This window comes from Pseudoalteromonas sp. DL2-H2.2 (assembly GCF_021532535.1).
Lineage (GTDB): Bacteria > Pseudomonadota > Gammaproteobacteria > Enterobacterales > Alteromonadaceae > Pseudoalteromonas > Pseudoalteromonas rubra_A.
In genome coordinates this window covers 87,354-110,048 of record NZ_JAKGBD010000010.1, presented here as the reverse complement: position 1 = coordinate 110,048, position 22,695 = coordinate 87,354, and the positions used below count along the sequence as shown (strand labels likewise).

Annotated in this window: 27 protein-coding genes; 15 read left to right on the top strand and 12 right to left on the bottom strand. The window is 45.0% G+C overall.

The window, feature by feature from the left end; genetic code table 11:
- The first annotated feature begins 22 nt into the window (after nt 1-22).
- The gene (locus L1285_RS16790) at nt 23-328 is read left to right on the top strand and encodes an adhesin biosynthesis transcription regulatory family protein (protein WP_235413306.1); all 306 of its coding nucleotides are present in this window, start codon (nt 23-25) and stop codon (nt 326-328) included.
- Here L1285_RS16790 and L1285_RS16785 read toward each other — a convergent pair.
- Entirely contained in the window at nt 325-1,350 is a 1,026-nt protein-coding gene (locus L1285_RS16785; protein WP_235413305.1) for a hypothetical protein, read from the bottom strand. The genes L1285_RS16790 and L1285_RS16785 overlap by 4 nt on opposite strands.
- A gap of 10 nt (nt 1,351-1,360) precedes the next feature.
- Nucleotides 1,361-1,849 (bottom strand): terminase small subunit, encoded by a 489-nt coding sequence (locus L1285_RS16780; RefSeq protein WP_235413304.1) that lies wholly within the window; start codon nt 1,847-1,849, stop codon nt 1,361-1,363.
- Between the two features lie 1,081 nt (nt 1,850-2,930).
- On the opposite strand from L1285_RS16780, the gene radC reads away from it, so the two are divergent.
- The 3 genes from radC to L1285_RS16765 all read left to right on the top strand — a co-directional run bounded on the left by radC (nt 2,931) and on the right by L1285_RS16765 (nt 4,105).
- Nucleotides 2,931-3,386, top strand: coding sequence for a RadC family protein (gene radC, locus L1285_RS16775; RefSeq protein WP_235413303.1), 456 nt, complete (start codon nt 2,931-2,933; stop codon nt 3,384-3,386).
- Between the two features lie 12 nt (nt 3,387-3,398).
- Nucleotides 3,399-3,743 (top strand): helix-turn-helix domain-containing protein, encoded by a 345-nt coding sequence (locus L1285_RS16770; protein ID WP_235413302.1) that lies wholly within the window; start codon nt 3,399-3,401, stop codon nt 3,741-3,743.
- A 110-nt stretch (nt 3,744-3,853) separates the two neighbouring features.
- Nucleotides 3,854-4,105: a hypothetical protein gene (locus L1285_RS16765; RefSeq protein WP_235413301.1), complete on the top strand. Its 252-nt coding sequence runs from the start codon at nt 3,854-3,856 to the stop codon at nt 4,103-4,105.
- Here L1285_RS16765 and L1285_RS16760 read toward each other — a convergent pair.
- The gene (locus L1285_RS16760) at nt 4,102-4,257 is read right to left on the bottom strand and encodes a hypothetical protein (protein WP_235413300.1); all 156 of its coding nucleotides are present in this window, start codon (nt 4,255-4,257) and stop codon (nt 4,102-4,104) included. The genes L1285_RS16765 and L1285_RS16760 overlap by 4 nt on opposite strands.
- A gap of 102 nt (nt 4,258-4,359) precedes the next feature.
- Between L1285_RS16760 and L1285_RS23975 the strand changes: the two genes are divergently transcribed.
- From L1285_RS23975 to L1285_RS16750, 4 genes are read left to right on the top strand one after another with little or no spacing between them, the layout of a single operon-like run.
- The gene (locus tag L1285_RS23975; RefSeq protein ID WP_442960513.1) at nt 4,360-4,623 is read left to right on the top strand and encodes a helix-turn-helix transcriptional regulator; all 264 of its coding nucleotides are present in this window, start codon (nt 4,360-4,362) and stop codon (nt 4,621-4,623) included.
- A gap of 22 nt (nt 4,624-4,645) precedes the next feature.
- Nucleotides 4,646-4,780, top strand: a complete 135-nt coding sequence (locus tag L1285_RS23655) for a hypothetical protein (protein ID WP_268836124.1) — start codon at nt 4,646-4,648, stop codon at nt 4,778-4,780.
- A gap of 19 nt (nt 4,781-4,799) precedes the next feature.
- Nucleotides 4,800-5,384, top strand: coding sequence for a hypothetical protein (locus L1285_RS16755; protein WP_235413299.1), 585 nt, complete (start codon nt 4,800-4,802; stop codon nt 5,382-5,384).
- Nucleotides 5,385-5,386: 2 nt separating this feature from the next.
- Complete coding sequence (locus tag L1285_RS16750) at nt 5,387-6,217, top strand: hypothetical protein (protein WP_235413298.1); 831 nt, start codon at nt 5,387-5,389, stop codon at nt 6,215-6,217.
- A 212-nt stretch (nt 6,218-6,429) separates the two neighbouring features.
- Here the strand turns inward: L1285_RS16750 and L1285_RS16745 are convergent, their stop codons facing one another.
- From L1285_RS16745 to L1285_RS16705, 8 genes are all read right to left on the bottom strand, one after another.
- Nucleotides 6,430-6,873 carry a hypothetical protein gene (locus L1285_RS16745; RefSeq protein WP_235413297.1) on the bottom strand — a complete coding sequence of 148 codons (444 nt, stop codon included), beginning with the start codon at nt 6,871-6,873 and terminating at the stop codon, nt 6,430-6,432.
- A 39-nt stretch (nt 6,874-6,912) separates the two neighbouring features.
- On the bottom strand, nt 6,913-7,260 hold the full coding sequence (locus L1285_RS16740) for a hypothetical protein (protein WP_235413296.1): 348 nt from the start codon (nt 7,258-7,260) through the stop codon (nt 6,913-6,915).
- The gene (locus L1285_RS16735) at nt 7,250-7,795 is read right to left on the bottom strand and encodes a phage N-6-adenine-methyltransferase (protein WP_235413295.1); all 546 of its coding nucleotides are present in this window, start codon (nt 7,793-7,795) and stop codon (nt 7,250-7,252) included. Before L1285_RS16735 ends, L1285_RS16740 begins: the two co-directional genes overlap by 11 nt.
- The gene (locus tag L1285_RS16730; protein WP_235413294.1) at nt 7,788-10,214 is read right to left on the bottom strand and encodes a DNA primase family protein; all 2,427 of its coding nucleotides are present in this window, start codon (nt 10,212-10,214) and stop codon (nt 7,788-7,790) included. Before L1285_RS16730 ends, L1285_RS16735 begins: the two co-directional genes overlap by 8 nt.
- Before the next feature lie 244 nt (nt 10,215-10,458).
- Nucleotides 10,459-10,875, bottom strand: a complete 417-nt coding sequence (locus tag L1285_RS16725; RefSeq protein WP_235413293.1) for a hypothetical protein — start codon at nt 10,873-10,875, stop codon at nt 10,459-10,461.
- Between the two features lies 1 nt (nt 10,876).
- Nucleotides 10,877-12,103 carry an ssDNA-binding protein gene (locus L1285_RS23650; RefSeq protein WP_268836123.1) on the bottom strand — a complete coding sequence of 409 codons (1,227 nt, stop codon included), beginning with the start codon at nt 12,101-12,103 and terminating at the stop codon, nt 10,877-10,879.
- An 11-nt stretch (nt 12,104-12,114) separates the two neighbouring features.
- Nucleotides 12,115-13,227, bottom strand: coding sequence for a DUF2800 domain-containing protein (locus tag L1285_RS16710; protein ID WP_235413292.1), 1,113 nt, complete (start codon nt 13,225-13,227; stop codon nt 12,115-12,117).
- A 10-nt stretch (nt 13,228-13,237) separates the two neighbouring features.
- Nucleotides 13,238-14,056 carry a hypothetical protein gene (locus tag L1285_RS16705; RefSeq protein WP_235413291.1) on the bottom strand — a complete coding sequence of 273 codons (819 nt, stop codon included), beginning with the start codon at nt 14,054-14,056 and terminating at the stop codon, nt 13,238-13,240.
- A 79-nt stretch (nt 14,057-14,135) separates the two neighbouring features.
- Here L1285_RS16705 and L1285_RS16700 point away from each other — a divergent pair, with 79 nt between their 5' ends.
- The 7 genes from L1285_RS16700 to L1285_RS16670 all read left to right on the top strand — a co-directional run bounded on the left by L1285_RS16700 (nt 14,136) and on the right by L1285_RS16670 (nt 20,387).
- Nucleotides 14,136-15,872 carry a DEAD/DEAH box helicase gene (locus tag L1285_RS16700; protein WP_328285050.1) on the top strand — a complete coding sequence of 579 codons (1,737 nt, stop codon included), beginning with the start codon at nt 14,136-14,138 and terminating at the stop codon, nt 15,870-15,872.
- Nucleotides 15,859-16,554 carry a hypothetical protein gene (locus L1285_RS16695; protein WP_235413289.1) on the top strand — a complete coding sequence of 232 codons (696 nt, stop codon included), beginning with the start codon at nt 15,859-15,861 and terminating at the stop codon, nt 16,552-16,554. The genes L1285_RS16700 and L1285_RS16695 overlap by 14 nt, the downstream gene beginning before the upstream one ends.
- On the top strand, nt 16,547-18,622 hold the full coding sequence (locus L1285_RS16690) for a hypothetical protein (RefSeq protein ID WP_235413288.1): 2,076 nt from the start codon (nt 16,547-16,549) through the stop codon (nt 18,620-18,622). The genes L1285_RS16695 and L1285_RS16690 overlap by 8 nt, the downstream gene beginning before the upstream one ends.
- A 137-nt stretch (nt 18,623-18,759) precedes the next feature.
- A complete protein-coding gene (locus L1285_RS16685; RefSeq protein ID WP_235413287.1) occupies nt 18,760-18,972 on the top strand; it encodes a helix-turn-helix domain-containing protein in 213 nt (70 codons plus the stop codon).
- Nucleotides 18,972-19,160 carry a hypothetical protein gene (locus tag L1285_RS16680; protein WP_235413286.1) on the top strand — a complete coding sequence of 63 codons (189 nt, stop codon included), beginning with the start codon at nt 18,972-18,974 and terminating at the stop codon, nt 19,158-19,160. Before L1285_RS16685 ends, L1285_RS16680 begins: the two co-directional genes overlap by 1 nt.
- Complete coding sequence (locus tag L1285_RS16675) at nt 19,160-20,077, top strand: DNA cytosine methyltransferase (RefSeq protein ID WP_235413285.1); 918 nt, start codon at nt 19,160-19,162, stop codon at nt 20,075-20,077. Before L1285_RS16680 ends, L1285_RS16675 begins: the two co-directional genes overlap by 1 nt.
- Nucleotides 20,078-20,096: 19 nt before the next feature.
- Nucleotides 20,097-20,387: a helix-turn-helix transcriptional regulator gene (locus L1285_RS16670; RefSeq protein WP_235413284.1), complete on the top strand. Its 291-nt coding sequence runs from the start codon at nt 20,097-20,099 to the stop codon at nt 20,385-20,387.
- A gap of 683 nt (nt 20,388-21,070) precedes the next feature.
- Here the strand turns inward: L1285_RS16670 and L1285_RS23895 are convergent.
- Nucleotides 21,071-22,453, bottom strand: a complete 1,383-nt coding sequence (locus L1285_RS23895) for a tyrosine-type recombinase/integrase (protein WP_235413283.1) — start codon at nt 22,451-22,453, stop codon at nt 21,071-21,073.
- Nucleotides 22,454-22,695 lie beyond the last annotated feature (242 nt).

Genomic DNA, 22,695 nt, shown 5'->3' with positions numbered 1-22,695 from the left:
ACCGCAATCATATGTGCATCATTTGAGTTATGCAAACTGGTTTGCTACATTCAAAAATAATTATGACTTAACCGATAATTATTCCATGAAATACCTGTTCAAAGGGATGCAAAGCCCCGAGCGTTTCAAGTTGCTATTGAGCCTTACAAGAATATCCAGCGAGAGTGTGATTGATGCGTTGTACGATCACCTGGTGAAAGGTGCGGATAAGAAGGTCGCATGTGCTCTTAACCAGGTGAAGGAACCGAACTTTACACCCGCGTTAAAAGCACTGGAAGAAAAAGCAGCAATTGTCGAGAGGATTAAAGAAATTGACGGTGTAAGTTAAAACTCAACTATCACATCTGAAACTCTAGTTTTTAACTCTTCGAAACGCGAATTCAAAGTCGAAGAATCTTTTAATTTGAATGCCTTATAATCAACTAAAGTATCTCTATCATGTGATACTTTGTTATCTTTAATAAAATCAGTCAATCGGGTCAGTATTTCAAACTCCCTGTCTGGTTCATCGTAATAAGCTTGGCACTTGAGCACCATTCTTAAGTCACTCTCATCGTATCTCTTATACTTGTAATCCTCTTCGGAAAAGTTAAAGTCAACGCTCTTCAATACTCTATGAGGAATTTGTTGAAACTCTCCTTGCTTGACAGGTAGCACAACTGGAAGCCTTTCATCTACAAGTACTATGACACCCGACTCAGTGCCAACTCTGTTAAATATACCTTTATAAGCATTGTAGTCATCAGATATCAAATCTGTAACCTCATTCAACAGACTTCTGATTGAATCAACCTCCTTACCAAGTATATTCCCGAATGATTCAACGATACTCAAATTAAGAATTAAATCACTGTAGCTTTCCCTAAAGTTACTCATAAAATTATCGAGAGACTCGGATTCAGAGTATTTGGGTGAATATGTGAACTTTACGTTTTTGCATGTTTTACTATACTTTCTCTCCTCATGCACTCTACGAGGAGTTGTGCTTTCTTCTGTATAGTGCAGGATGTAAAGCTTAATAGCGTAGTTTTGATACATTACTACAGATAGGTGTTCTAGTTGTGATAACTGTTTTAATACTGCTTTAGTTTCCTCCATAACTTTTTCTTTATAAAACTTCTTTTTTGCATCGTTAGCAACTATCAACACACCAAAATTTGCAATTGCAATAAATACTGTCACAACAGCCGTAAGCATATCGGCGTACGCACTTAATGCACCTCCTGAGCCTCCTGCCAAATGAAGTAGTAACATAATAAATATCAATACTGATGCACTAAAAACCACAGTGGTCGCCCCTAGAGCAACTTGACTATAGTCACCAAATATTTCCCTAGCAATTTTAATCACTCAATATTCCCTACACATACTTATGATTGAAATCAGACAACGCTTTTAAAGTTTCGTCTGCGTCTTCATCCAGGATACGACACACCTCGTCTTGATCCTGATGTGCCAGATTCCCCGAAAGCCTGTTTGATTGACCTATGAGTTTGGCCCGGACACTTTGAAGTGCTGTTGCAACGTTACGCATCAGGTCATCAATGTTGGCAACCTGACTAAGCGCTTTAGCCAGTTCTAATTCAGCTAAGAGTGCGTTGGCCGACTCTTTGCGTGTCTTTGCTTCAAGTAAATTCATTTTCTCTGACGCTTCTTCGTTTACACCAAAACGCTCTTTGGTTCTGGCAGCTTCGAATTCAATACGCCAATGAAAACACTCGCCAGTATCATAAATCACTGAACGACCTTTTTTACCTCTATCAGGCATTCCCTGCTCACGCCATTCACGAATGGTTTTCGGTGTTACGTCGAAGAGCTCAGCCAGCTCAGCTTGATTAACTTCACTCATTGATTTTCCTTACGATGTCGTACGTTTTTATGAATGCACGTTTGCCACGATGATAATTTGAGGACGTCAAACCATCAATGTTCTCGATCACTTCTTCATCAGTAAGACCAAGAACAAAGGACATCTTTAAACCTTGGATAACAGTCTTACTACTGATCCTCGTGAGCTCTACATAGAGGTCAAATTTATCTTTAGTTAGTGAACCAGGTTGAATGCTCATACAGTTGACCAGAATCAGTTAAGTGATTCCAGACAGTAGCATTTAACTCCTTAATTTTGAAGATATCAAACATGTAGTTTTGAAAATGCTGAGTGGCAATTCTCCGCGAGTCAGCGCCCCTGCATCAAAAATTCCTTTAAAAAGAACCTACTACGGGGCACCCTGCCACCCCAAACCATGTAACACATTGATAAGCAAGTAATTATCCATCGATTCTGATAAGTAAACAGGTTCTCTCTCGTCAAATTGAGAACACTTAGATGATTGAAATCAGTTAAGTGATTCTGATGATGATGATGAGCTTAATTAACCAGATGAGAATCACTTAACTGATTCTGCTAGTGATGATTTCACTATGCTGACGATGCTACTAGACAACCTAGACACACTAGACAATACACGCATTTTCAATCTGTCTAGTTAAAACCCCTTACATTTCAATTTACTAACTTACCTTTTAGACAATAGACAATTACTTTTATATAAAAATAAAAATATATATTTATATATAGATATATAGGTATATAGGTATAGAGAACAGCAGACCCCCACCCCCGAGCACGCACAAATAGTGAGGTTGAGTGTCTTGCCTGTACATATCGTCTAGGAACTAATGTAGTAACTTGATTTATATAAGGTTTTTACTAGACAAGACGAATATTTTGTAAAAATCAACCTGTCTTAATCTGTCTAGAATTTTGTAGTAACTTGATTTATATAGGGTTTATACCTAACTCAATCTGTCTAGTCGTACTTACTGGTTAATAAATAACATAAAGCACTTGCAACCGCCCCAAAGGGGCGTTAATATACATTCGAAAGGTCGGGAACAGTCCATGACCTAACAATCTGGAGTTATCCATGAATCACCTATTTTCTAAAGAAGAATTGTCAGTTATCGAAAGTGCCCACGCTATCCTCGCGAGTAAGGTTAGAACAACCGAAGCGCTGACAAGCGTTGCAGTAGCCAAACAGTTTTTTAAGACACTTATTGAGATGTCCGAGCGGGAGGTATTTACCGTTGTGCTGCTGGACTCTCAGAACAGAATGATTGAATCTGTTGAGCTGTTTAAAGGCACTGTAAACGCTGCGAGTGTTTATCCTCGTGAAGTCGTAAAGCAGGTTTTGCAATACAACGCTGTGTCGGTCATGTTCGCACATAACCATCCTAGTGGGGCAATTGAGCCTAGCAATGCAGACAGAGCCATCACAATGAAGCTACAGAGCGCTTTGGCAACGATAGACGTTCAGGTACTGGATCACATCATCGTCGGTGCTGAAGGCGCATACAGCTTCGCAGAGGCTGGCATACTATAAGGAGGCGGGGCATTGCCCCGTATTACCAATATGAGTGAAGTTAAAACGGTTTACTTAGTCAACCCTGAAGGTGTACCAGAGACAATTGAAGGATTTGCAAACCTACCTAGCGCCAGGCGCTTCGATTCAGGTGAGTATGAGCCGCCGACACCTGAACAGATTAAAGCGCTCAGACAGCTTCTGGGATACAGTCAAAACGACCTGGCTAAACTGGTTGGTGTTACCTGGAACGCAAAAAAAGGTTCAACTGCTGTGCGTAAGTGGGAAACTGCTGAAGGCAAGAGCGAGCACAGAACGATAAGTTATGCTCAGTGGCGCGGTATGCTTGTTACTGCTGGCGTTGTCGATAAGTTCTGATAGCACTCTGCACCATTACGATTATGCAAACTGCTCAATTTTGGTCTTGACTGTGTAATTTTTTATCAATAACATCGTATTATCATTGTAATGATCATGGGATGAACTAAATGTCTGAACCAGAATTAATACATAAAAAATCGTTAAGCGATCTGTTGTTGCCGATGGAAGTCGGAGAGGCTATTTACATTGAAGTTGCTGACAAGAAAGAAGCAACGGTGAAAATGCGCCAAGCGACAACAACAAGCCGGCTAAAGGGTGTTTTGAAGACACGTACCTTTGAAACATCATCGTTTACAGCAGTACCATCGGACAACTGTCCAACGGTTAAATATTTAGTCCGGATCGTACGCAGTAGCTAACGACCCCGGACATCCTCAGTTGCAGGGATGGTTTCGAGGAACTTTCGCTCATAGTCTGTCAATACTCCGACTACGTGCCAGACCCCCACACCATTTTCAATACTGAATCGTAGATTAGATAGCAATTCGTCATCAGGTATAAAAACATTCATAACCTCTGTCCTTGGATGTATTCGATTTGATAGAGTTATCATATCTACAGTTAACGTTAAAAATCACACCATTAACCAAGAATTAACAGGGCTGTTTGAGCTATGAAGGAAATAACAGGTGAACATTTGCGTGCTATGCGGCTTGCTGCCAACAAGACACAAGCAGAAATGGCTAAGAAAGTGGACATCAACATCAAGACCTACGAGAACTATGAAAACAGCGTAAGTCCGAATATCAAACTCAATCATTTTTTAACGTGGATGCGCTTTTGTAAGCTTGACTCAAACATAGACCTAGTCGAAATGTTGGAGGACTGTAAAAGCCGGGTTGAAGCGTCAGGGAAGGTACGTGTAAGATCAAAATGACCCAAAATAGAAGGAAATCATTATGAAATTACAGTCAAAAATAAAGTTCAATCCGGCAAATGTATTTGGTGGTGGAACCTACAAACCAGGTAAGCCAAGTGTCCAACAGAAAGTAGCTCAACTACCTGAGATCATAGAGGTTGTGACAGCTCCTTAAAATATTCGGAGTTCTGATAATGGAGATATCCCCTTTTCGTTTTATTGCAATTTGCACGATACTCGTGGCAGCTTTTAGTTTTGCTTTGCTAGACTCTGCAGCATTTAACTTAACTCTGCTGGCAGTCGTCGCATCTACTGCATGGTTCTGTCAACACAGAGAGCAATTTGCTTGTAGAGACAATGCAATAATCCTGGGGACTCTCCTGGTCGTTGAATATGTATCGTTCAATTATCTAATTGAGTTGAACGGTGATATGTCACCACTTTATTTAGGGCTGCTTGTATTTGGGCTACAGGTCCTATATTCAGGTATTGCTTTTAACCTGTTTATTTATCGCCCATTGGTATCACTCAAGCTCACCGGGCGATTTCAAATGCATTATTCAGACAATTTTCTTATGTACTTGGTCGGTTATGAAACTTTTATTTGCTTCATCGCATTAGTGGAAAGTACGGTAAGAAACTTAATTCCAGAGTTCAATGGTTGGACATTTATTTATGATAACTTCGAACTGTTCACTTATTTAGGTCGCGCGGGGATGTTTGGAGTATTGCTGATCATTTTGTTTGATGTTAATACACCTGAACGTGAGGGGATATGATTATGCCTTGGTTAAATAAAATATTCTTTCAATTTTCAGTAAGTCGTTATAACCCCCCACCTATTCTTACTAACGAACCTAAGCGAGCTCTACATAGACAGTATATATTTTGGATAGCCTTGACTGTCCCGTTAATGTTATTTCTATTAGTAGGTTCGCTTTACTGGAAAGGATATGAATTTAGCTGGACCAAAGAGGGCATTGATACCTTTTTTGAAATTTCAAAGGTCCCGCTATACTTCCTGAGTAGCGTAATCCCATTTTTAATCCTTGCAGCTCGTATTCATGGAACAAGACAGGTAGAAGAACAAATAAAAGTCACTCAAGAAAATAACATCTTCACTAATTACTATAAGCACAGAGAGTTATTTGATAAATTCATTGATGATAACATTGATGACTTCAAACACATAGAAAGTTCAGAAGCACTATATAAATTCTTATATCCAGATAACAACTCTAAAAACTTCACATTAAATAGCCCAATCATTGATCATCATAATGCCATTTACCATTTTTATCGACAATTAATAGATGAAATTATTTCCGGTGAATTAGATTCTAAGAATATAATTCTTAGGCTAAGAATTATCCGTTCCTGTATCGGAATACCTATTCATGAAAAATATCTATCAATTGAAAAGCTTGATTGCGTTGAGGAGCTTTTTGGGTGTATTTCAGGCCTTTTCCTTAAGCTCGACTCTTTTGTCCATGCAGGTATAAGAAGTGGATCAAAGATGAGTTTGCGTTATGGTATATCGACGACCTCCGCCAGAGCAGCAAGAACCAAGATTAATGAAGCACTCAAAAATGACAAGTCTGTAAAAAACTGAGCCCAACTGCCCTACTCGTCTAAATTGAGCAGTATCGACAATCTGACTAGGTTCACACTTGTTGGCTTCTTGTAATCACCATCTACTACAGGAAGCCAACGCTTGCCAACAACCAAATAGACACTACTGCCCTCAGAACACGGACGTAACCCCCCGGAATGGTAAATTCCCGGGCAACGCACTGTTTTATCAAAAAATTACCACTGCTATTTTTAATCCCGTGTAATGGCATTAGTTACATCAAAACAATGGACCTTACCACCGGTCCGAAAATCAATTGTCTTTACGACCTCGATTATGTCTTCCGGTGGGTGGCATTGGTGTAAGCCATACATAGCAACTTTTTGACCGGAACCTATGGCGTAAGAGCTGGTTAGGGGTTCAGTTTTCAATACACCATTCTCAACGAGCCCGTACCATACACCTTGTTCCGGGTGGTATTTGATAAACTCCAGATGACCAACGTTATCAAATGACCTGGTTAAATAAGCCTGCTTAAGCGTGTAGATATCGCAGGTCTGCCCGGTACAAAATACACGCCAACCACCAGCATCAAACCATTTTTGCGCATCGTCAGTCACGATCATGTCTTTGGTTGTCGTGCGGCTATCACATGCAATCTGGTCACTGAAGGCATCATAGATTATTGTTGTCATAGCGCACCTCTTTAACAACCGGGGAGTGTCATTGTCAGTCTAATTTTCATGATTAATTCCTTTGATGATATTCAGTGTTAAAGCAAGTGCGGTGCAACAGCTCACCACCGCGAGATATTTGTCAGGTAACGCAACCGCCGCCAGTGCTACAACCCCAATGGCAACACATGTAGCTGCTGAACCCGTTGACCGCCGCGCTTGAGGTACTGGGGCTATCTGCTGAGCACCTTCAGCCACATACCCGTGTGATTTGAAACGTCTACCTTGCAACCCATGCTGAAAGTACTCAGTCGACTCAAACACCACCTCACTGTATTCAGTTATGTAGTAATGCGTTGCCCAACCGGGTTTGTTGGTTAGCTCGTGTTCCGTCAATTTACGCTGCATTTAACAACTCCAATTTGCTAACAGGTATTTGTATGACCGGGGCATAGTTGCAAGCCCGGAAGATGATTAGACACATTGGTTTACCCAGCTCGTTCGGCATTTCCTCACCGGTTTGAGCGTCGATAAACCTGATCCCGCCTGAGCGCCATTTACCAGTCTCTGGGCAGTAATATCCAACAATGTCCCGGATCTCGTTTGCTTGAAGCGCGTAGTACCACCATTCAGCACGTGATTCACGAGGCACTAAACAAACAGTGGTAATACCTAATGCTCGCTGCTCAATGCACTTCTTCATCCAGGGTCGTATGTTCGAATACGGCGGATTTAACCAGACACTCCCGGACGTCAATTCCGACCAGTTCATTTTCAACGAGTCCATAAAGGGGGATAGGTAAAAATCAACTAGGCGTGACTCCCACAGGGCCGCAGCATCCATGGAAAAATGAAACTCACGGTTGACTGCGTTAAACAACCATTTGGGGGTACGCGTGAGATCACGGTATGCCTTATTTGTCTGGCTGGCGTGGTTATGCATTATCACGCCCTCTCTGGGTGATGTGCGTTACATTACTGAAAGCCGCTACAGCACCTGGCACAACTCGAATACCGATAAAGCCGCGTACTTGTTTGCCGGCAATGCACCGGCGCTCTCGCTTGATTGGTAACTCAGAGTCTCGAAGTAGCCCAGAGAACTTAAGTTTGCTCAGCGGTTTTTGACCTTTGGTCACACTCCAAACCCTGTAAGCGGTATGCAAGTCTTCAACGGGTGTGAACACCTCTTCTGAAACGTCTGTCATCTGCTCAACAAACTCGCCCAAGACAAACATATCCTCTTTCATTTCGAGCTTTTCACGTTTGCTCGACTCAGCTTCGGTGAACATTCCGTTACCGCGTAACCTGGCTAAACCAGCCATTGCCCACTGTGCAATCCCTTCTATTTCAGCCAGTAACTTTTCACGAAGCTTTGGGTCTTCTTTGCCAGCAAATGATTTCCAGAATGGAAACACCATGATCCGGTTAACCAGTGCACCTGATGCGTCGATAAACTCAGGCATGTTATTCGTGCTAAGGACAAGACGGGTATTGAATACGGTTGTCTGCGCATCTTTGAATTTCACGTCATATGTGATCGGGTCACCACCCGTTAAGGCCTTGATGGTGCTCAGCACCGCGTCACGCTTAGCCACGTGCACACTGTGTGCATCCGGTATGAGTGTGAGTTTAGATTTGCTCATAGAAAATAAGGCGCTGTTTTCAGCTAGGTTAGGTAACATGGGAGCTGATACGTTCCCCTTCCCGACTAAGGCACGCATGACGTCCCCTATCACACCTTTACCACCGCGAGATTTACCGAGCAAAATAATCATCTTTTGTAGTGTGATATCACCAGTCAGGATGTAGCCGAACCACTCCTGAAGCATGCTGTGCAGCTCAAGATCATCAGGCCAGATTGAATATAGAAACTCGTGCCATTTGGGACACTGCGCTTTTCTGTTGTAGTTGTATTCGCAGTGGTTGAACGTGAACACGTCCGGGGTGTGTTTTTGTAGTGTCGGGGTGCCGTTTGAAACATCGACGATACCATTTTCAAACACCACAATGTCATTGTTTGGTTCTGGTAATGCGGGGACATTGGCGAGGTCAACCAGCACGTTATAGATGCCACGTGTGAACCTGTCCGCTGGTTTAAATTGCGCGTAAAACTTCTGAATCTCAGACTTAACTACATCGTCGCTGATGACGTCCCACGACTTACCGTTAAACTGGTAGAAAATTTTGTCACAGCGAATGAGCTCACACCCGTCATAACGAATACCGTCAAACGCCAGCGCTAAATCATAATGTGCAGACTTCATCGTTAGTTGTGGTAAAAGAATTTCACCTTGAGATCGGCCCAAGCGCTGAATACTTCTCAGGTTCTTGCGCACCTCATCGACATTGATTGTTATTAATTCTTCGTCGAGTGATGGCGCCAGCTCGTTGTTTACTGCCCACCCGTCAACAGGCTCAGGTACGGGGCCAACGGCTTTAAACATTGATACGGCTGTCTTGCAACCAGGTGCGCTGGTTGCGTATTTGTAGGCACGCTCAACAATGGCATAAAATTCTTTCTTCTCGTGGTCTTCCCATGGGGGCTGACAGCGTGGGTTATAGTGTTCCCACAAAATATTTGCTGCACTGTTGTAGCTCACACCATGATCATGCGCGTACCCTGCTACGCTAAACAGAGTTTTGGACCCGCTACCCAGTACGGCCGGCGGTGCAATCACTGCGGCCCATTTGGTTACTTTGTCTAAATAGCGCTGTGCATCGTCGTACCCGGTCCCGTCCTGTAGACCCTCACGAGCTTCTAACCAGGTATTTAGCTGGGCGTCCTGCGTTGCGTTGAGAGCAAACGCCACACGTATCTGTTCAGCCTCATATCGGCCACCATTAACTGCTGTGATCACATATTGCTTAGGATTACTGGGGTCTTTCAGATGCAAGGTGCCTGGCACGCGTAAGACACGGCAGGGGTCAACCACCTGATGATCCGTATTACTGTGTATCGCGATCTGTTTCTGTAGTGCTGTAAACGTCTCTGTGTCACACAAATCACTCAGCAGCCAGTATGCATGCCCGTGCGTTTCATCCCGCTTCGTTACAAATGTTGGTGCTATCGGCCATTGAGGTTCCTGATCACCGTCGAAATCAGCGAAGCACGCTCTGACACGGGTAACATTGTCAGCACTTCTCCCCTGCCCGTCCGTCTCATTAACACAGACATAGACGCCGCATTGTAAATCCTGCATTTGTTGAAGGTAATCCGCTGCATTTGCAATATCACAGTTAAACCAAGCGCTTAACTTCTCGTTTCTGTTCGCCTTAACGTCATGGAATACTTGCCACGTGACGATTGAATCAACCGATCCAGTTAGCAACTTAATAAACTGTTTAACTTGCGATAAATCCATTACGCAACCCCGTCAAGCAGTTTGAAAACTAGCTCAGCCTGCTCGACTGGTAGAGGGTTAATAGTAGGTCGCTTGGCCCTCATGTATGTTCTTAGTGAGGACTCAGCCAAACCCGAAGCGATAGCAACGTTTTCAATCCCATGAGCTTCAACCAGAGATTTAAGTCTATTCTGCCTATCCAGTTGCTGGTCATGTACAACGACAGGATCATTTAACTGTTCAACCAGTTCACGTATTCTCTCAATCATCGTGATAACCTCTCGATTAATTCCTTTAAAATCCCGTCTACGTCTTCAGCATTACAGGCAAAGCCAGCAGCCCCGCCCAGATTGGTGACTAAATTGATGAATTTTTGCTGTGCGAATTCTCGTGATTTCGGGCCAAACTCACGCACCTTGAAACCATGGGCCTTCGCTTCAATTGCGGTGAAAACACCAATTTGTTTACCTACCATATCGGGGGTGATGGTGATTGGTGTAATGCCGATAAAGTCACTTGATTTTAAACTCTGGTTCATCTTCTTAGACTCATTCGCAAGACCGTACCGCACCGGTATACCGCGTGCATCGACTAATACACCAACGTTGTTTCTGAATAGCCGCCCACCTAACTCAGTGGCGCGCAATCGCACCACCTCGCTAGCCTTTCCTTCCGGTGTCATGTTAGTGCGCCGGGTTCAGATAGTTTGCTTGTGCTTTACCATGCTGGATCAGTAGCTCAGGGGTCCAACCTTGCGCTACATATTCGGCATAGCTGGCTTCACCGTGGTTCATGATGACCGGGTCAGTATTGCCAATTGGTGCCGTGGCAGCTGGGGCGCCTGGTACTGCTCCGGCAGCTGGGGCGCCTGGTACTGCTCCGGCAGCTGGGGCGCCTGGTACTGCTCCGGCAGCTGGGGCGCCTGGTACTGCTCCGGCAGCTGGGGCGCCGGGTACTGCTCCTGCAGCCGGGGCGCCGGGTACTGCTCCTGCAGCCGGGGCGCCGGGTACTGCTCCTGCAGCCGGGGCGCCTGGTACTGCTCCGGCAGCTGGGGCGCCGGGTACTGCTCCTGCAGCTGGGGCGCCGGGTACTGCTCCTGCAGCCGGGGCGCCTGGTACTGCTCCGGCAGCTGGGGCGCCTGGTACTGCTCCGGCAGCTGGGGCGCCTGGTACTGCTCCGGCAGCCGGGGCGCCTGGTACTGCTCCGGCAGCTGGGGCGCCTGGTACTGCTCCGGCAGCTGGGGCGCCGGGTACTGCTCCTGCAGCCGGGGCAAACTGCTGCTGACCTTGACCCGCTTGCACGTTGGTATCTGTAATAGCTTGACCTGCAAACGCTTGTGCCGCCGACTGATGAATAGGCGCGCCCCCTAATTTTTCATCGTTGTAGCAAAGCTGGATATTCATTAGTTTCACTGATACAACCCGACCATTTGCACCGGTATACGCGGATACTTCCAGTTGAGCACGTGCCCATGAGCCAGCATATATAGCTGAACCGTGTATCTCTGTTTCCCCATCTGGTGCAACACAACCGACAGGGTCAGCGTTTTTAACTGACAAGATATGCATGCCTGCTGAGCCTTTACGGATTTGGCCGGGGATCGGGTTTCCGTTCTGATCTTTCTCAAAAACCGTATCACCATCTTTAAACGACGGTGGAAATTGAATACCCATACCTGGTGCAATTGCTTGGTCGTAAGGTAGCCCCCACTCTTCCATCGTCACTTCATTCAGTGCTTGACCGACATTATCGAATGACGTTGGCTGATTATTGATAGGACATACACCTGTCTTCGGTATCATCATTGATACTGCGTATTTGGGTGTATCTGTTGGGTTCTGAGCGTGTGGCTTGTCCAAATGTGGGTAGCTAACACGAAATACTGTTGAATGAATAACTCTTGAAGCCATTTTAAAATTCCTTATTTGATACTATCGAACACACCAGCAGCACTGGTACTAACCGCCGCACGGTTATCATTGAACGGTGCAAGCGTTGTGCTGGCAGGTGGTTTTTTGAAGTGTTTATTGACGATGTCTTTAGAGACGACTTTTTTAAGTGCGGTCATGGATTTGAGCTTTGGTTCAAGCAACTCAGCTTTAGCAACCCCAGCCTGAACAGCCTCGGCAATGAATGACTCTTGGTCCTCACACTTAGCACGAGTAATCGCCTTAACCAGCTTGCAACCTTCAATCTTTCCGCCAGCACGGGCAACGTCGAGCGCATGGGACTCAAGCGCTTCGAGGTTCTTTTTCATTGCTGAGATTTCCTGATAAACAGCCGAAACTTCTTCAGCTGTGAGCTTGTCGACAGGCTTGTCAAAGTTGGCTAGGTCAACCGTGCGTTGCATACGTGCACGGCAGAAGCCACGGGAAGGACAATACTTACAATGCTCACCGGCTGTTGCCTGACTATTGGGGTTGTGGTTTGCATTGATTGCATATGCGATACGAGCATGCCAATCACGCATTTGCTCAATGGTTTGAACGCTCGTACGGATGGGACCGTCTTTGTGATTAGCACGAGGTTGAATAATAGTGCTACTGACATACTTAACGGTTTGCCAGAGGTTCAAGGTATCCAGCACGGCCACCGCATAAAATGCAGCCTGAGTATTCCCTTCAACCTCAACAACCTCGTAACCATTTTTGTAATCAATGACAAAAACCCAGTCACCAACAATCACAATACAATCAGATGTACCAAACACACCCGAACCAATAGAAACGATGCACACGCGTTGCTCAAGTAGTGGTGATACGCTGTATTTCGCGCACAATTCGCGAATATGACCCACGTAAATTTGTACAGCGTCAGCCATTACCTGATCAACGGTGTGATCGTTAAAACTCATACCTAAGCAGTCGTAAGTATTTAAACCAAAACGTAAGCAAAACTCGCCCAATTCATGTGCCGCTGTACCGAGTTCAGCAGCCGGGTTCGTCCCACTACTCACCCCGTCAGTCATACGAGCGTACGCATGGCAGTTCATCCAGATTTTGGAGTTACTAGCTCCGAGTTTTGCATGTTCCATGACCTACCCCTTAACCTGCCTGTTGCGCTTGCCAGCTAATGCATTGCTGGTTCCAAGGTTCAAGGGCTTGGATCAGTGAACGTAATTGTGTTCGGGGGATTTGGTTGTATTCGCGTACGTTGAAGTTATCCGCCATGTACTTGTCGAATGCCTCTTGGCCAGCGATACCGACAATTGATTGAACCAGCTCTAACGTGTCATTAAGGTCACATGCATACTCATCGACCAATAGATGGAAGCCTTCATGGTGCTCAGGCTGCATTAGTGTGAAGTCCTTGGTTCCAAACAAACCGAACACTTCATCAAGCATGGCATAATCTACCTTATGCTTGTCGGTGATCTCGTTGATTGCCTGAATAGATAGTTTTTTGAAATCTTTTTGTACTGATGGTGCACCTGGTGCACTGGGAACACCTGGTACTGGTGGTACATTTGGAGCACCAGGAGCGCCATCAGCAACCGGCGGGAAATTTGCAATGGATTCAGATGCAACCTGCTCACCCTTACTAGAAGAAATTTTCTGTTTAAGTTCTGCAACAACCTCGTTGAAAACCGGCTCACTGACGCCACGCTTTTTCTTCCATACACCTTTTTCAGTTTTGTTTTTGGTAGAGGTGTGAATGCGCTCATCCCAAGGAAGTCCGTTGCTATCCAGTTCAACATCTGATGACGTATCTACCTGTGCGAGTGCTTGCTCAAACCCTTCAGGGTCGGCACTCTTAGCATCTTTCATTACAGCACCAAGCGTTGTTTCTTGTACCGAATCGTCACCTTCAAGCAACCCCAAAACACGATCTAATTTTTCTTCAATGACTTCTAGAATACCCATTTTCTTTCCTTTGTAATTTGTCGAATGTCTGTTGACGGAAACAAAGCTAACACAGTAAAAAATAATTTGAAATAATTTTTTGCATCAATTATGTTATGCATACTGCAACATTAAATTGAGAAATTTAGCATTGATTGAGTTACGAGAACATCAGACATCAACAGTCAAACAGGCACAGCAAGCACACATGAGTAATGTGCGAAACGTCTGTGTTGTACTGCCTACGGGGGCTGGAAAGACTTTCGTGATTGCTGAGCTAACACGCATTGCTCGTCAAAGCGGTGGGCTTTCTATTGTGTTTGCTCATCGTGATGTCTTGTTAGGTCAGATCAGCAATGCACTGTGTGTGATGCAGTTACACCACTCGATATATGCAGCAAAGAAAACGGTTAGTGAGATTACGACTGAAAATCAGCAGAACCACGGTGATAGCTATTTCAGTGAAACAGCAAACATCATCGTTGCGAGCGTTGACACGTTTATCGCACGAATGAAGAAAGGTCAGACAGACCACCTTGCACAAAGTGTCACACACTGGTTCATGGACGAAACACACCACGTATTGGCAGACAACAAATGGGGCCGGTGTGTATCTCAATTCATCAATGCTAAAGGTGTTGGTGTAACAGCGACCCCTATTCGCTCTGATGGCAAAGGTCTAGGTCGTGACTCTGATGGAGTATTTGATCACCTGATTGTCGGCTCGAATATGGGAGAGCTGATCAAGCGGGGCTACCTGAGTACGTACAAAATTTACGTTCCCCCTACTCGATTGGATGTCTCTAACGTGAAAGTCACCAGCTCCGGGGACTATAACCAGAAGCAATTAGCGAAAGAATCCGACAACTCTGACATTACAGGGGATGCTGTAGAACATTATTTACGAATTTGCCCCGGCCAACAAGCCATTACATTTTGCGTCAACATCGAGCACAGCCAGCACGTCGCAGATGAATTCAATCGCCACGGTGTAAACAGCGTTGCCCTGTCCAGTAAAACACCGGCCGCTGAACGGGCCCGATGTATCAGAGATTTCAAAGCTGGTCGCATTACCAACCTGGTTAACTGTGACCTGTTCGGCGAGGGATTCGACGTCCCGGCAGTAGTTGCGTGCATTATGCTGCGTAAAACCAAGTCATACAGCTTGTTTAAACAACAATTTGGCCGCGCACTGCGTGTCATTGATGGTAAAGCACATGGCATTCTCATTGACCACGTTAACAACGTGCCTGACATGATGAATGAATACAAGTTAGCGCACCCACATGAAGACCCTATGTGGACACTAGACCGCAGAAGTCGCCGAGCTTCCAGTGATGACGGATCACGCCCGGAAGGTGTTGTATGCGTTGAATGCTCAGCCTATTTCATACCAGCTAATAAATCCACGGTTACCTGTCCTGAGTGCCAGCACGTCGAGACTGATGATGAACGGTTGAATCGGGAAAAAGACTTTCAAGCTAAGGCGGGAACCCTCATCGAGCTTGATACCGGCTTCGTTGACCAGGTACTGGCTGAGCGCGCCAAGGTTGATACACCTATGCATGTGTTTGCACAACGTATGCAAAACGCACCATCAATCGTGCGCCATTCATCAATCAATAACCACGCAAAGCGCCAACATGCGCAGGCGCAGTTAAGACGAGAAATTCAACGGTGGTGCGCAACCGCTGCCACTAGGAACCAATGGGACGTCACTATCACACAATCGGAGTTTGACCGTGTGTTCGGCGTAAACATCTTTACCGCGCAGACACTTAGCGAGCGCGAAAGCATAACACTGACAGAAAGGATTAAGAGCCATGAACAAAGATAAGCTAAACATCGACACACTAGTTAAAGGTCATACGGTATTCATTGAATCGGATTGGTTTAGGGACGGTGAAAGCGCCGTAGTTGACCTAACTCTGAATTTGAAGGGTGATCACGTCAATGTCATATCACTACCTATACAGCTTGAGAACCTGCATAAGCTGGGTATCACCTATTTGCTAGAGCGAGAGCAAGCCAAAGTCGGTAACCGACTAGCAGGTTATGACTTTAAAGGGCGTGCAGTCCATGAGACCGACTTGCTGAGTTTATCTGTGCCAGACCTCACCGTCAGATATCAATCAATTAACGTCAATGAGCATGGTGAGAATACGGTACTGGTAACGATGACCGCTGAAACGCTGGCACAAGTACCAGGTTTTGAAATCACTGGAGTTATCTTTGCTGGTGCCGTCCCACAGAGAATGACTTTGAAGCAATGGCTCAACAAATCTCGATTGGGTCAGCCCAGGGTATCAGTTCCAGCCCGGGTGATGTTCGATGAAACTCATTTATTTGGTTGCGCACACTCTACAACCATCAACCTTGCAACACTATCTCAGCTAAGTGAATACACTACCTGGCTCACGACTGAGTTACTGCCAAATCTGGATGACGATCACTTGGATCTATTGTCCACTGCGCTAGATACCGAGAAACAACAGCGTAAGGTTGCCGGTCATGCGTAAGCTATTTGCACCTGTCCCGCACCCGAGACCACTTGATTACATCTATGATAATGAGTGTTACCCGAATTTTTTCAGCTGCAGTGTTAAGCACTCTGCAACCGGGCAACGGTACATATTCGTGATCAGTGAATGGCGCAATGATGGTCAACATTTAGCGCTGTTCCTTCAATCACTGGCCAACTCTGGCGCCTATATGGTCGGGTATAACAACACTCACTACGACTATATTTTATTACATCTGATCATGCTGACTGGCGGACAGGTTTCCAATACCGAGCTATACGCCAAATCAAAAGCAATCATCAGCGACTACAGTGGTTTTGGTCACACTATTTGGATGAAAGACAGGTTTATAAAACAAATCGATCTGCTGAAAATCCATCATTTCGATAACGCAGCCAAGCGCACAAGCCTCAAAGTCCTTGAAATCAACATGAGGGCTAAAGACGTTCGTGATCTGCCATTCGATCCTAATAAACCGATAAACAGAGAACAAAGCTTCGAGCTACTTTCATACAACGATCACGATGTAGATGAAACCGAGCAGTTTTACTTTGAATCACTGGATGCAATCGCTTTCAGACAGGACCTGGCGGATAAGCATCCGACTAAAGACTGGCTGAACTTCTCTGATACTAAAATCGGCTCAGAAGTATTTATCAGGGAGCTGGAATCTCAGGGAGTGCCGACCAAGTTCCAAGGCGTGAAGCTACAGACGCCCCGAAATGAAATAAAGCTCAAGGACATCATTTTCCCATACGTGCAATTTGACCAACCCGAGTTCAACCGTATTAAGCAGTATTTCGAGCAAGCTGTAATAGACCCACGACAAATTAAGGGCTTTTTCTCAAACCTGACAGCCACTATTAACGGCTTTAACTTTGATTTTGGTGCAGGCGGGATCCATGGCTCTTTGCACAAAACTATCGTACGCAGCACTGATACACACGACTTAATAGACGTAGATGTTGCCAGTTACTACCCGAATCTAGCTATAGCTAATGAGTTGTACCCGGCGCACCTTTCCGAGACGTTCTGCGATGTTTATCTGGGAGTATATAACCAGCGTAAGACATACAAGAAAGGCACTGTTGAAAACGCCATGCTCAAGCTTGCACTTAATGGTGTGTACGGAAACAGTAACAACGAGCACAGCGTGTTCTACGACCCACAATACACTATGAGTATCACTATCAACGGTCAGCTATTGCTGTGTATGTTGGCCGAATGGTTGATGAAGATACCCGGCCTGTCCATGGTGCAGATCAACACGGATGGTATGACCTTCCTGTGCCCCAAAGAGTACCGCGCAAACTACGCAGATATGTGCAAACACTGGGAGCAGGTAACCAAGCTAGAGCTTGAGCACGTTGACTACAAAACCATGTACATTCGTGATGTTAACTCATACATGGCCGAGACCTTTGGTGGAAAAATAAAGCGTATTGGTGCTTATGCATGGGAACGTGCAGCAGAAAACCACGGTACGCGTGAGGTGCCTTGGCATAAAGACCATTCTTCCCTGGTTATTCAAAAAGCGGCTCAAGCGGCTCTTATTGATAACACCAATATCCGAGAGTTTATCACCAACCATGATGACGACTTTGATTTCATTATCACGACCAAAGTTCCCCGGTCATCGAAACTAGAAATCATCGACCCTGTTTACTGGGGTGACGATCTCGTGTGTAACCGCACTCGAGTTATTCAATCAACCAGCCGCTGTTACGTCAGCAAAACAGGTGGAGCATTAACGAAGATCATGCCCCCTACCCCTGCACAAGTTCAGCACTGGAAAACTGGGGACCACTACCAGCACAAGAACACCGGTGATTACAAGGTAGTTAAGCCAGGTCAAAAGCCACCAAGTGGTATGTACCTACCCGTAACCAATCCTGACCGCAATGCACCGGATAGACGAATTGGTCTCATGGTCGGTTACCGGATGCGTGAATGTAACCATATCGACAACTTCAACCGTACCGACGTCGATTATGAATACTACATCAATGAGGCCCGTAAGCTCGTTGACGCCCTGCTAGAGGGAGCTCAACACCATGCCGCATGAACCAAGAATCTACGGTGATACAACATCGTGTCACAAGTGCGGTAAGTCATGGGATACCAATGACCCGAATCCGCCTGAATGCACGGATAACCCAAGCATCTTTGCAAAATTACGAAAACTTATTAAGGACAAAAGCCATGAACGAACTAACCAACAGTGAACAACAATTGAAAACCGCATTACGAGCCTATGTACGAGAGCATGGTGGTAACGGTGACCTGATCAAGACTATTAAGGGATTCACGATAGATGAAACGCTTGTACTTACTCGCGGTAACCAGTCAAAGGCAGCTCGTACACTCGGTATCAACCGCCTGACAATTCGAATGAATCGTGGGAGTGAGGGGTAATGAGCAAGAAACAACAAAGGGCATCAGTCTTGGCCAAGTTTCATAACCTATTTGTGAACCAACCGCGTAATGCGGGCGGCGGAGTGACGCTCGATAAAGTCCAGGTGGATGGGTTGGTCAAGAACACTGAGGTATTACTTAAACTTGATGGTTATTCGGTAATAAATACTGGTGGGAGTGAATCGTGATGATGAAGGCAATCGATCTATTCTCTGGTGCCGGCGGATTTTCAACAGGAGCGGAAGCTGCAGGTATCCAAGTCGTCCAGTCTGCTAACCACTGGGACCTGGCTTGCGAGTTTTACGCTTTGAATCATCCAGGAAACGAGCCATTTTGTCAGGATTTACAGCAAGCTGATTGGAGCTTATTTCCAAGTCATGATATTGGTCTTGCATCGCCATGTTGCCAAGGCCATTCTATCGCAAGAGGTACAGACAGGCCACACCACGACATACAGAGAAATACCGCATGGGCGGTTGTCGGGTGCGCTGAGTATCATCGTGAAGATGCCTGGTTAGTTGAGAATGTAACGGAGTTTTTGAATTGGACACTTTACCCCTCATGGCTGGATGCAATGAAGCGTCTTGGTTATAGCATGGCTGAATATACCATTGACGCAGCGGACCACAGCGTGCCACAACACCGAAAACGTGCGTTTCTTGTCTTTACCCGTTCCAAAAACCCTATTGAGCTGAAGCTACCCGAAAGACAACATGTACCGGTCCATTCTGTTATTGATTGGGACGGGTTTAAATGGTCCAAAGTTTATAAACCAGGCAGAAGCCCAGCGACAATAGCACGAATTGAAAATGGTCGCCGTCGTTTTGGGCATACCTTCGCCGCCCCATACTACAGTAACGGTAGCGGAAAAACTGGCCGATGTATAAATCGACCACTGGGTACTGTAACCACTGTTGATCGCTGGGCTGTCGTTCGCGGTGACGAAATGCGAATGCTGCAACCCTCGGAGCTAAAGCGTGTTATGGGATTTCCCGACGATTACATACTGCCAAATACACGCAGAGAAGCAATAAAACTACTGGGTAACGCTGTATGTCCTCCGGTAGTAACCGACTTAATCAACGCCATCAAAGTTGCAGCATGAGATTTTAGGAGGTGAGCTAATGGCGGAAGCAACGTACACAATCAAAGAAGTCGCTCAACTAATGAAGTGCAGTGAAAGTAGTATCAGGAATAGCATCGCTAACGACAAGTACTTCCCTAAACCCATCAAAACTGATTCAAGAACACCTTACAGGTGGAGAAAAACAGATTTTGATAGCTATGTTGGCAAGACAGACGAAAATACCGTTGATTTAAGCGCGCTAACTCCTGCGCAAGCAAAAGCAATACTGCACTTAATAGAAATTGGTGTAGACAAAGGATTACAAAGATTCGCTAATACACCCCGGTAAAAACCGGGGTTTCCTCAGCTTAAACTAGTTCCAATCAGACCTGACATTTCAACCCCAAAGGTCACAGTCGCACGAGTCCCCACACCCACCTTGTTGGTAACATGCCTCGTCTATAGGAGGGTTTTTTACGTCGCTAGCAACATATCGAGGAGAGTCGTAGTCGTTAAGATATGCTGGGTTTCCCCAAGAGTAAATAATATCTTCTCCTCGTGTTGCACAATAAAAATTGTACATCTCATTCCAGTATTGAAAAACTAAAAGCTCTTTCACAAGAAACATCACATGTTCCGGGTCTGCAATAAACCACTCTGATAACCTTCCTGTTGACCTATGCCTGATCCGAGTAAAATGCTGATCAAGCATGCGTATTATGCTCGACTCTATCTCACGTATCTTAAATCGTGAGATACCATCTTTTACTTTATACCCAATCAAGATATCGTAATCTGGATTTTGACTGCTGCTTGCCCTAGTATTCAGTGTCCCGGTCGTAAGCCCAACCTTTACACAATTCGATTTGGTCGGATCTATGCCAATGTAAATCCAGCCTACTTTGGACTCCGCTTGCCTTCTATTTTCTTGTTCAATCCAATCCTGTTTATAATCGCCGAACATATAGACCCTAAAAGCTTATAAAAATATCAATTTCATCTTAAAATTTGTTAGTCAGCTTTGCTAGTAATTTAACCAAATAAATCGTTAATTTCGGAAGCCAGGTCATCATTCAAAATAGACTCGTTGCTACCAAATAGCGCGTTTGGACTACGCTTGGCCTCTGTAAGTATTTTTTGCCAACGCTCGATCCACTCTTTCTTTAGTCGGAATAGATCACCAAACTCGTAATTTTTCCCTACCCCTCTGGTTAATGCTTGATTACGAATAGCCCTTAATACTTCGCTGGGGCAACCGTGCTCTTGCAAGTGCGTAGAGATAGTTTTTCGAAAGACTTTAGGTGTAAATTGAAGCCAACCATTGAGAGACTGAAAGTTTCGTGAAAAATAATCGCGCTCATGTTGAATATACGGGTCTTTCTTGTGGAAGAGGTACATTTCTTTGTCAAGCGTACCATGTTCTGCCTTAAGAGCTCTCAGGTACTCAGCAAGCAACGAAACTACGTTTTCTGGAAGGTGTGTCCAAGCTTTTTTTCCGTTCTTCATAGATTCTGGCGGATGCTCAATCCGCATCTTTGGAAAGTTAATCCATCCGATTTTAACCCTAGTCCACTCTTGAGACCTAACACCGACCCGTAGCATTAACTCTATGAGCACTTTTAACCAGAATGGACAGTCTTGATCGTGTAGTTCATTTAACAGCTTGTGCACTTCTTCGCTCGCCAGAAATACTTCATCTGGCTCACCCTTTATCTGGGGCAAAACTTGTTTCCTGCTATATAAAGGGTTAGCGGTTAAAATATCTTTCTCCACCGCATACGAAAACAGACGGCGCATAGTTTTGTGCACGTTCTCAGCCGCACCTTTTTTGCCATCAACATTCGCTATACCTAAAACAAACTCATCCCACTCAGACGGAGTGATCGTCCGCATGTCTCGACCATTAAAATCAGAAAGAATATACTTTTCATAACTGAGTTCATAATTACGCAATGAGCGCGATGTACCGCCAGTTTTGGGCCAATCTTCCTTGAACCTGGTAAATATAGAGTTGACTGATGTTGGTTTAGTAAAACCGTCAATCATTGACTGTGTGTTTACCTGACGAATTTTTTCTTTCAGTTTGTCTACTTGTGGGTCAATTCCCTTCTCAAGGGATTGTCTTAGATGATTGTGTTCAGCTTGAATGTCTGTTGTATCAATATCAGGATAGTACCCGATTGATATTGATGTCCGTGCTGTACTGTGCGGCTTTTGATATCTAAACCGCCAGTTATAAACAGTGCTGAATTGATTAGATAGGTCGTCTTGAGCTCCGTCACCTGTTTTACCTGGTGCTCGCTTAAGGTGCAACTGCAACCCCGGATAACCGGCAAACGTCGCGGTCAGGTCTCTCTTGTTTTGGGGTATCCTTAAACTGGCTATCGCCTTAGCATTTAAATGTATTCTGGGCACAATGGTAGTCCTCACCAAACCATACGAAATGCAAGTATGTGCGATCTACCAAAAAAATCTACCTTTTATACCTAATACAGGGGCGAAACAATAGAAAAAGTCGGTAGATTAGACCTCACCCATGAAAAATATAGAGATGTGCGTACTACCATTTGAATCTACCAAATGGTGACATTAGGCAATAAAAAGAGATATTCGACGATGATGCAGAATTTAATACTGGGAAGCTGATTTGAAGCTAA

Coding starts and splice junctions, on each gene's coding strand:
- L1285_RS16690 (WP_235413288.1), top strand. CDS start 16,547: ATGCGTAAGCTATTTGCACCTGTCCCGCACCCGAGACCACTTGATTAC.
- L1285_RS16710 (WP_235413292.1), bottom strand. CDS start 13,227: ATGGAACATGCAAAACTCGGAGCTAGTAACTCCAAAATCTGGATGAAC.
- L1285_RS16755 (WP_235413299.1), top strand. CDS start 4,800: ATGGAGATATCCCCTTTTCGTTTTATTGCAATTTGCACGATACTCGTG.
- L1285_RS16685 (WP_235413287.1), top strand. CDS start 18,760: ATGAACGAACTAACCAACAGTGAACAACAATTGAAAACCGCATTACGA.
- L1285_RS16745 (WP_235413297.1), bottom strand. CDS start 6,873: ATGACAACAATAATCTATGATGCCTTCAGTGACCAGATTGCATGTGAT.
- radC (WP_235413303.1), top strand. CDS start 2,931: ATGAATCACCTATTTTCTAAAGAAGAATTGTCAGTTATCGAAAGTGCC.
- L1285_RS16760 (WP_235413300.1), bottom strand. CDS start 4,257: ATGAATGTTTTTATACCTGATGACGAATTGCTATCTAATCTACGATTC.
- L1285_RS16705 (WP_235413291.1), bottom strand. CDS start 14,056: ATGGGTATTCTAGAAGTCATTGAAGAAAAATTAGATCGTGTTTTGGGG.
- L1285_RS16680 (WP_235413286.1), top strand. CDS start 18,972: ATGAGCAAGAAACAACAAAGGGCATCAGTCTTGGCCAAGTTTCATAAC.
- L1285_RS16695 (WP_235413289.1), top strand. CDS start 15,859: ATGAACAAAGATAAGCTAAACATCGACACACTAGTTAAAGGTCATACG.
- L1285_RS16780 (WP_235413304.1), bottom strand. CDS start 1,849: ATGAGTGAAGTTAATCAAGCTGAGCTGGCTGAGCTCTTCGACGTAACA.
- L1285_RS23975 (WP_442960513.1), top strand. CDS start 4,360: ATGAAGGAAATAACAGGTGAACATTTGCGTGCTATGCGGCTTGCTGCC.
- L1285_RS16725 (WP_235413293.1), bottom strand. CDS start 10,875: ATGACACCGGAAGGAAAGGCTAGCGAGGTGGTGCGATTGCGCGCCACT.
- L1285_RS23655 (WP_268836124.1), top strand. CDS start 4,646: ATGAAATTACAGTCAAAAATAAAGTTCAATCCGGCAAATGTATTTGGT.
- L1285_RS16740 (WP_235413296.1), bottom strand. CDS start 7,260: ATGCAGCGTAAATTGACGGAACACGAGCTAACCAACAAACCCGGTTGG.
- L1285_RS16730 (WP_235413294.1), bottom strand. CDS start 10,214: ATGGATTTATCGCAAGTTAAACAGTTTATTAAGTTGCTAACTGGATCG.
- L1285_RS16735 (WP_235413295.1), bottom strand. CDS start 7,795: ATGCATAACCACGCCAGCCAGACAAATAAGGCATACCGTGATCTCACG.
- L1285_RS16670 (WP_235413284.1), top strand. CDS start 20,097: ATGGCGGAAGCAACGTACACAATCAAAGAAGTCGCTCAACTAATGAAG.
- L1285_RS23650 (WP_268836123.1), bottom strand. CDS start 12,103: ATGGCTTCAAGAGTTATTCATTCAACAGTATTTCGTGTTAGCTACCCA.
- L1285_RS16765 (WP_235413301.1), top strand. CDS start 3,854: ATGTCTGAACCAGAATTAATACATAAAAAATCGTTAAGCGATCTGTTG.
- L1285_RS16675 (WP_235413285.1), top strand. CDS start 19,160: ATGATGAAGGCAATCGATCTATTCTCTGGTGCCGGCGGATTTTCAACA.
- L1285_RS16750 (WP_235413298.1), top strand. CDS start 5,387: ATGCCTTGGTTAAATAAAATATTCTTTCAATTTTCAGTAAGTCGTTAT.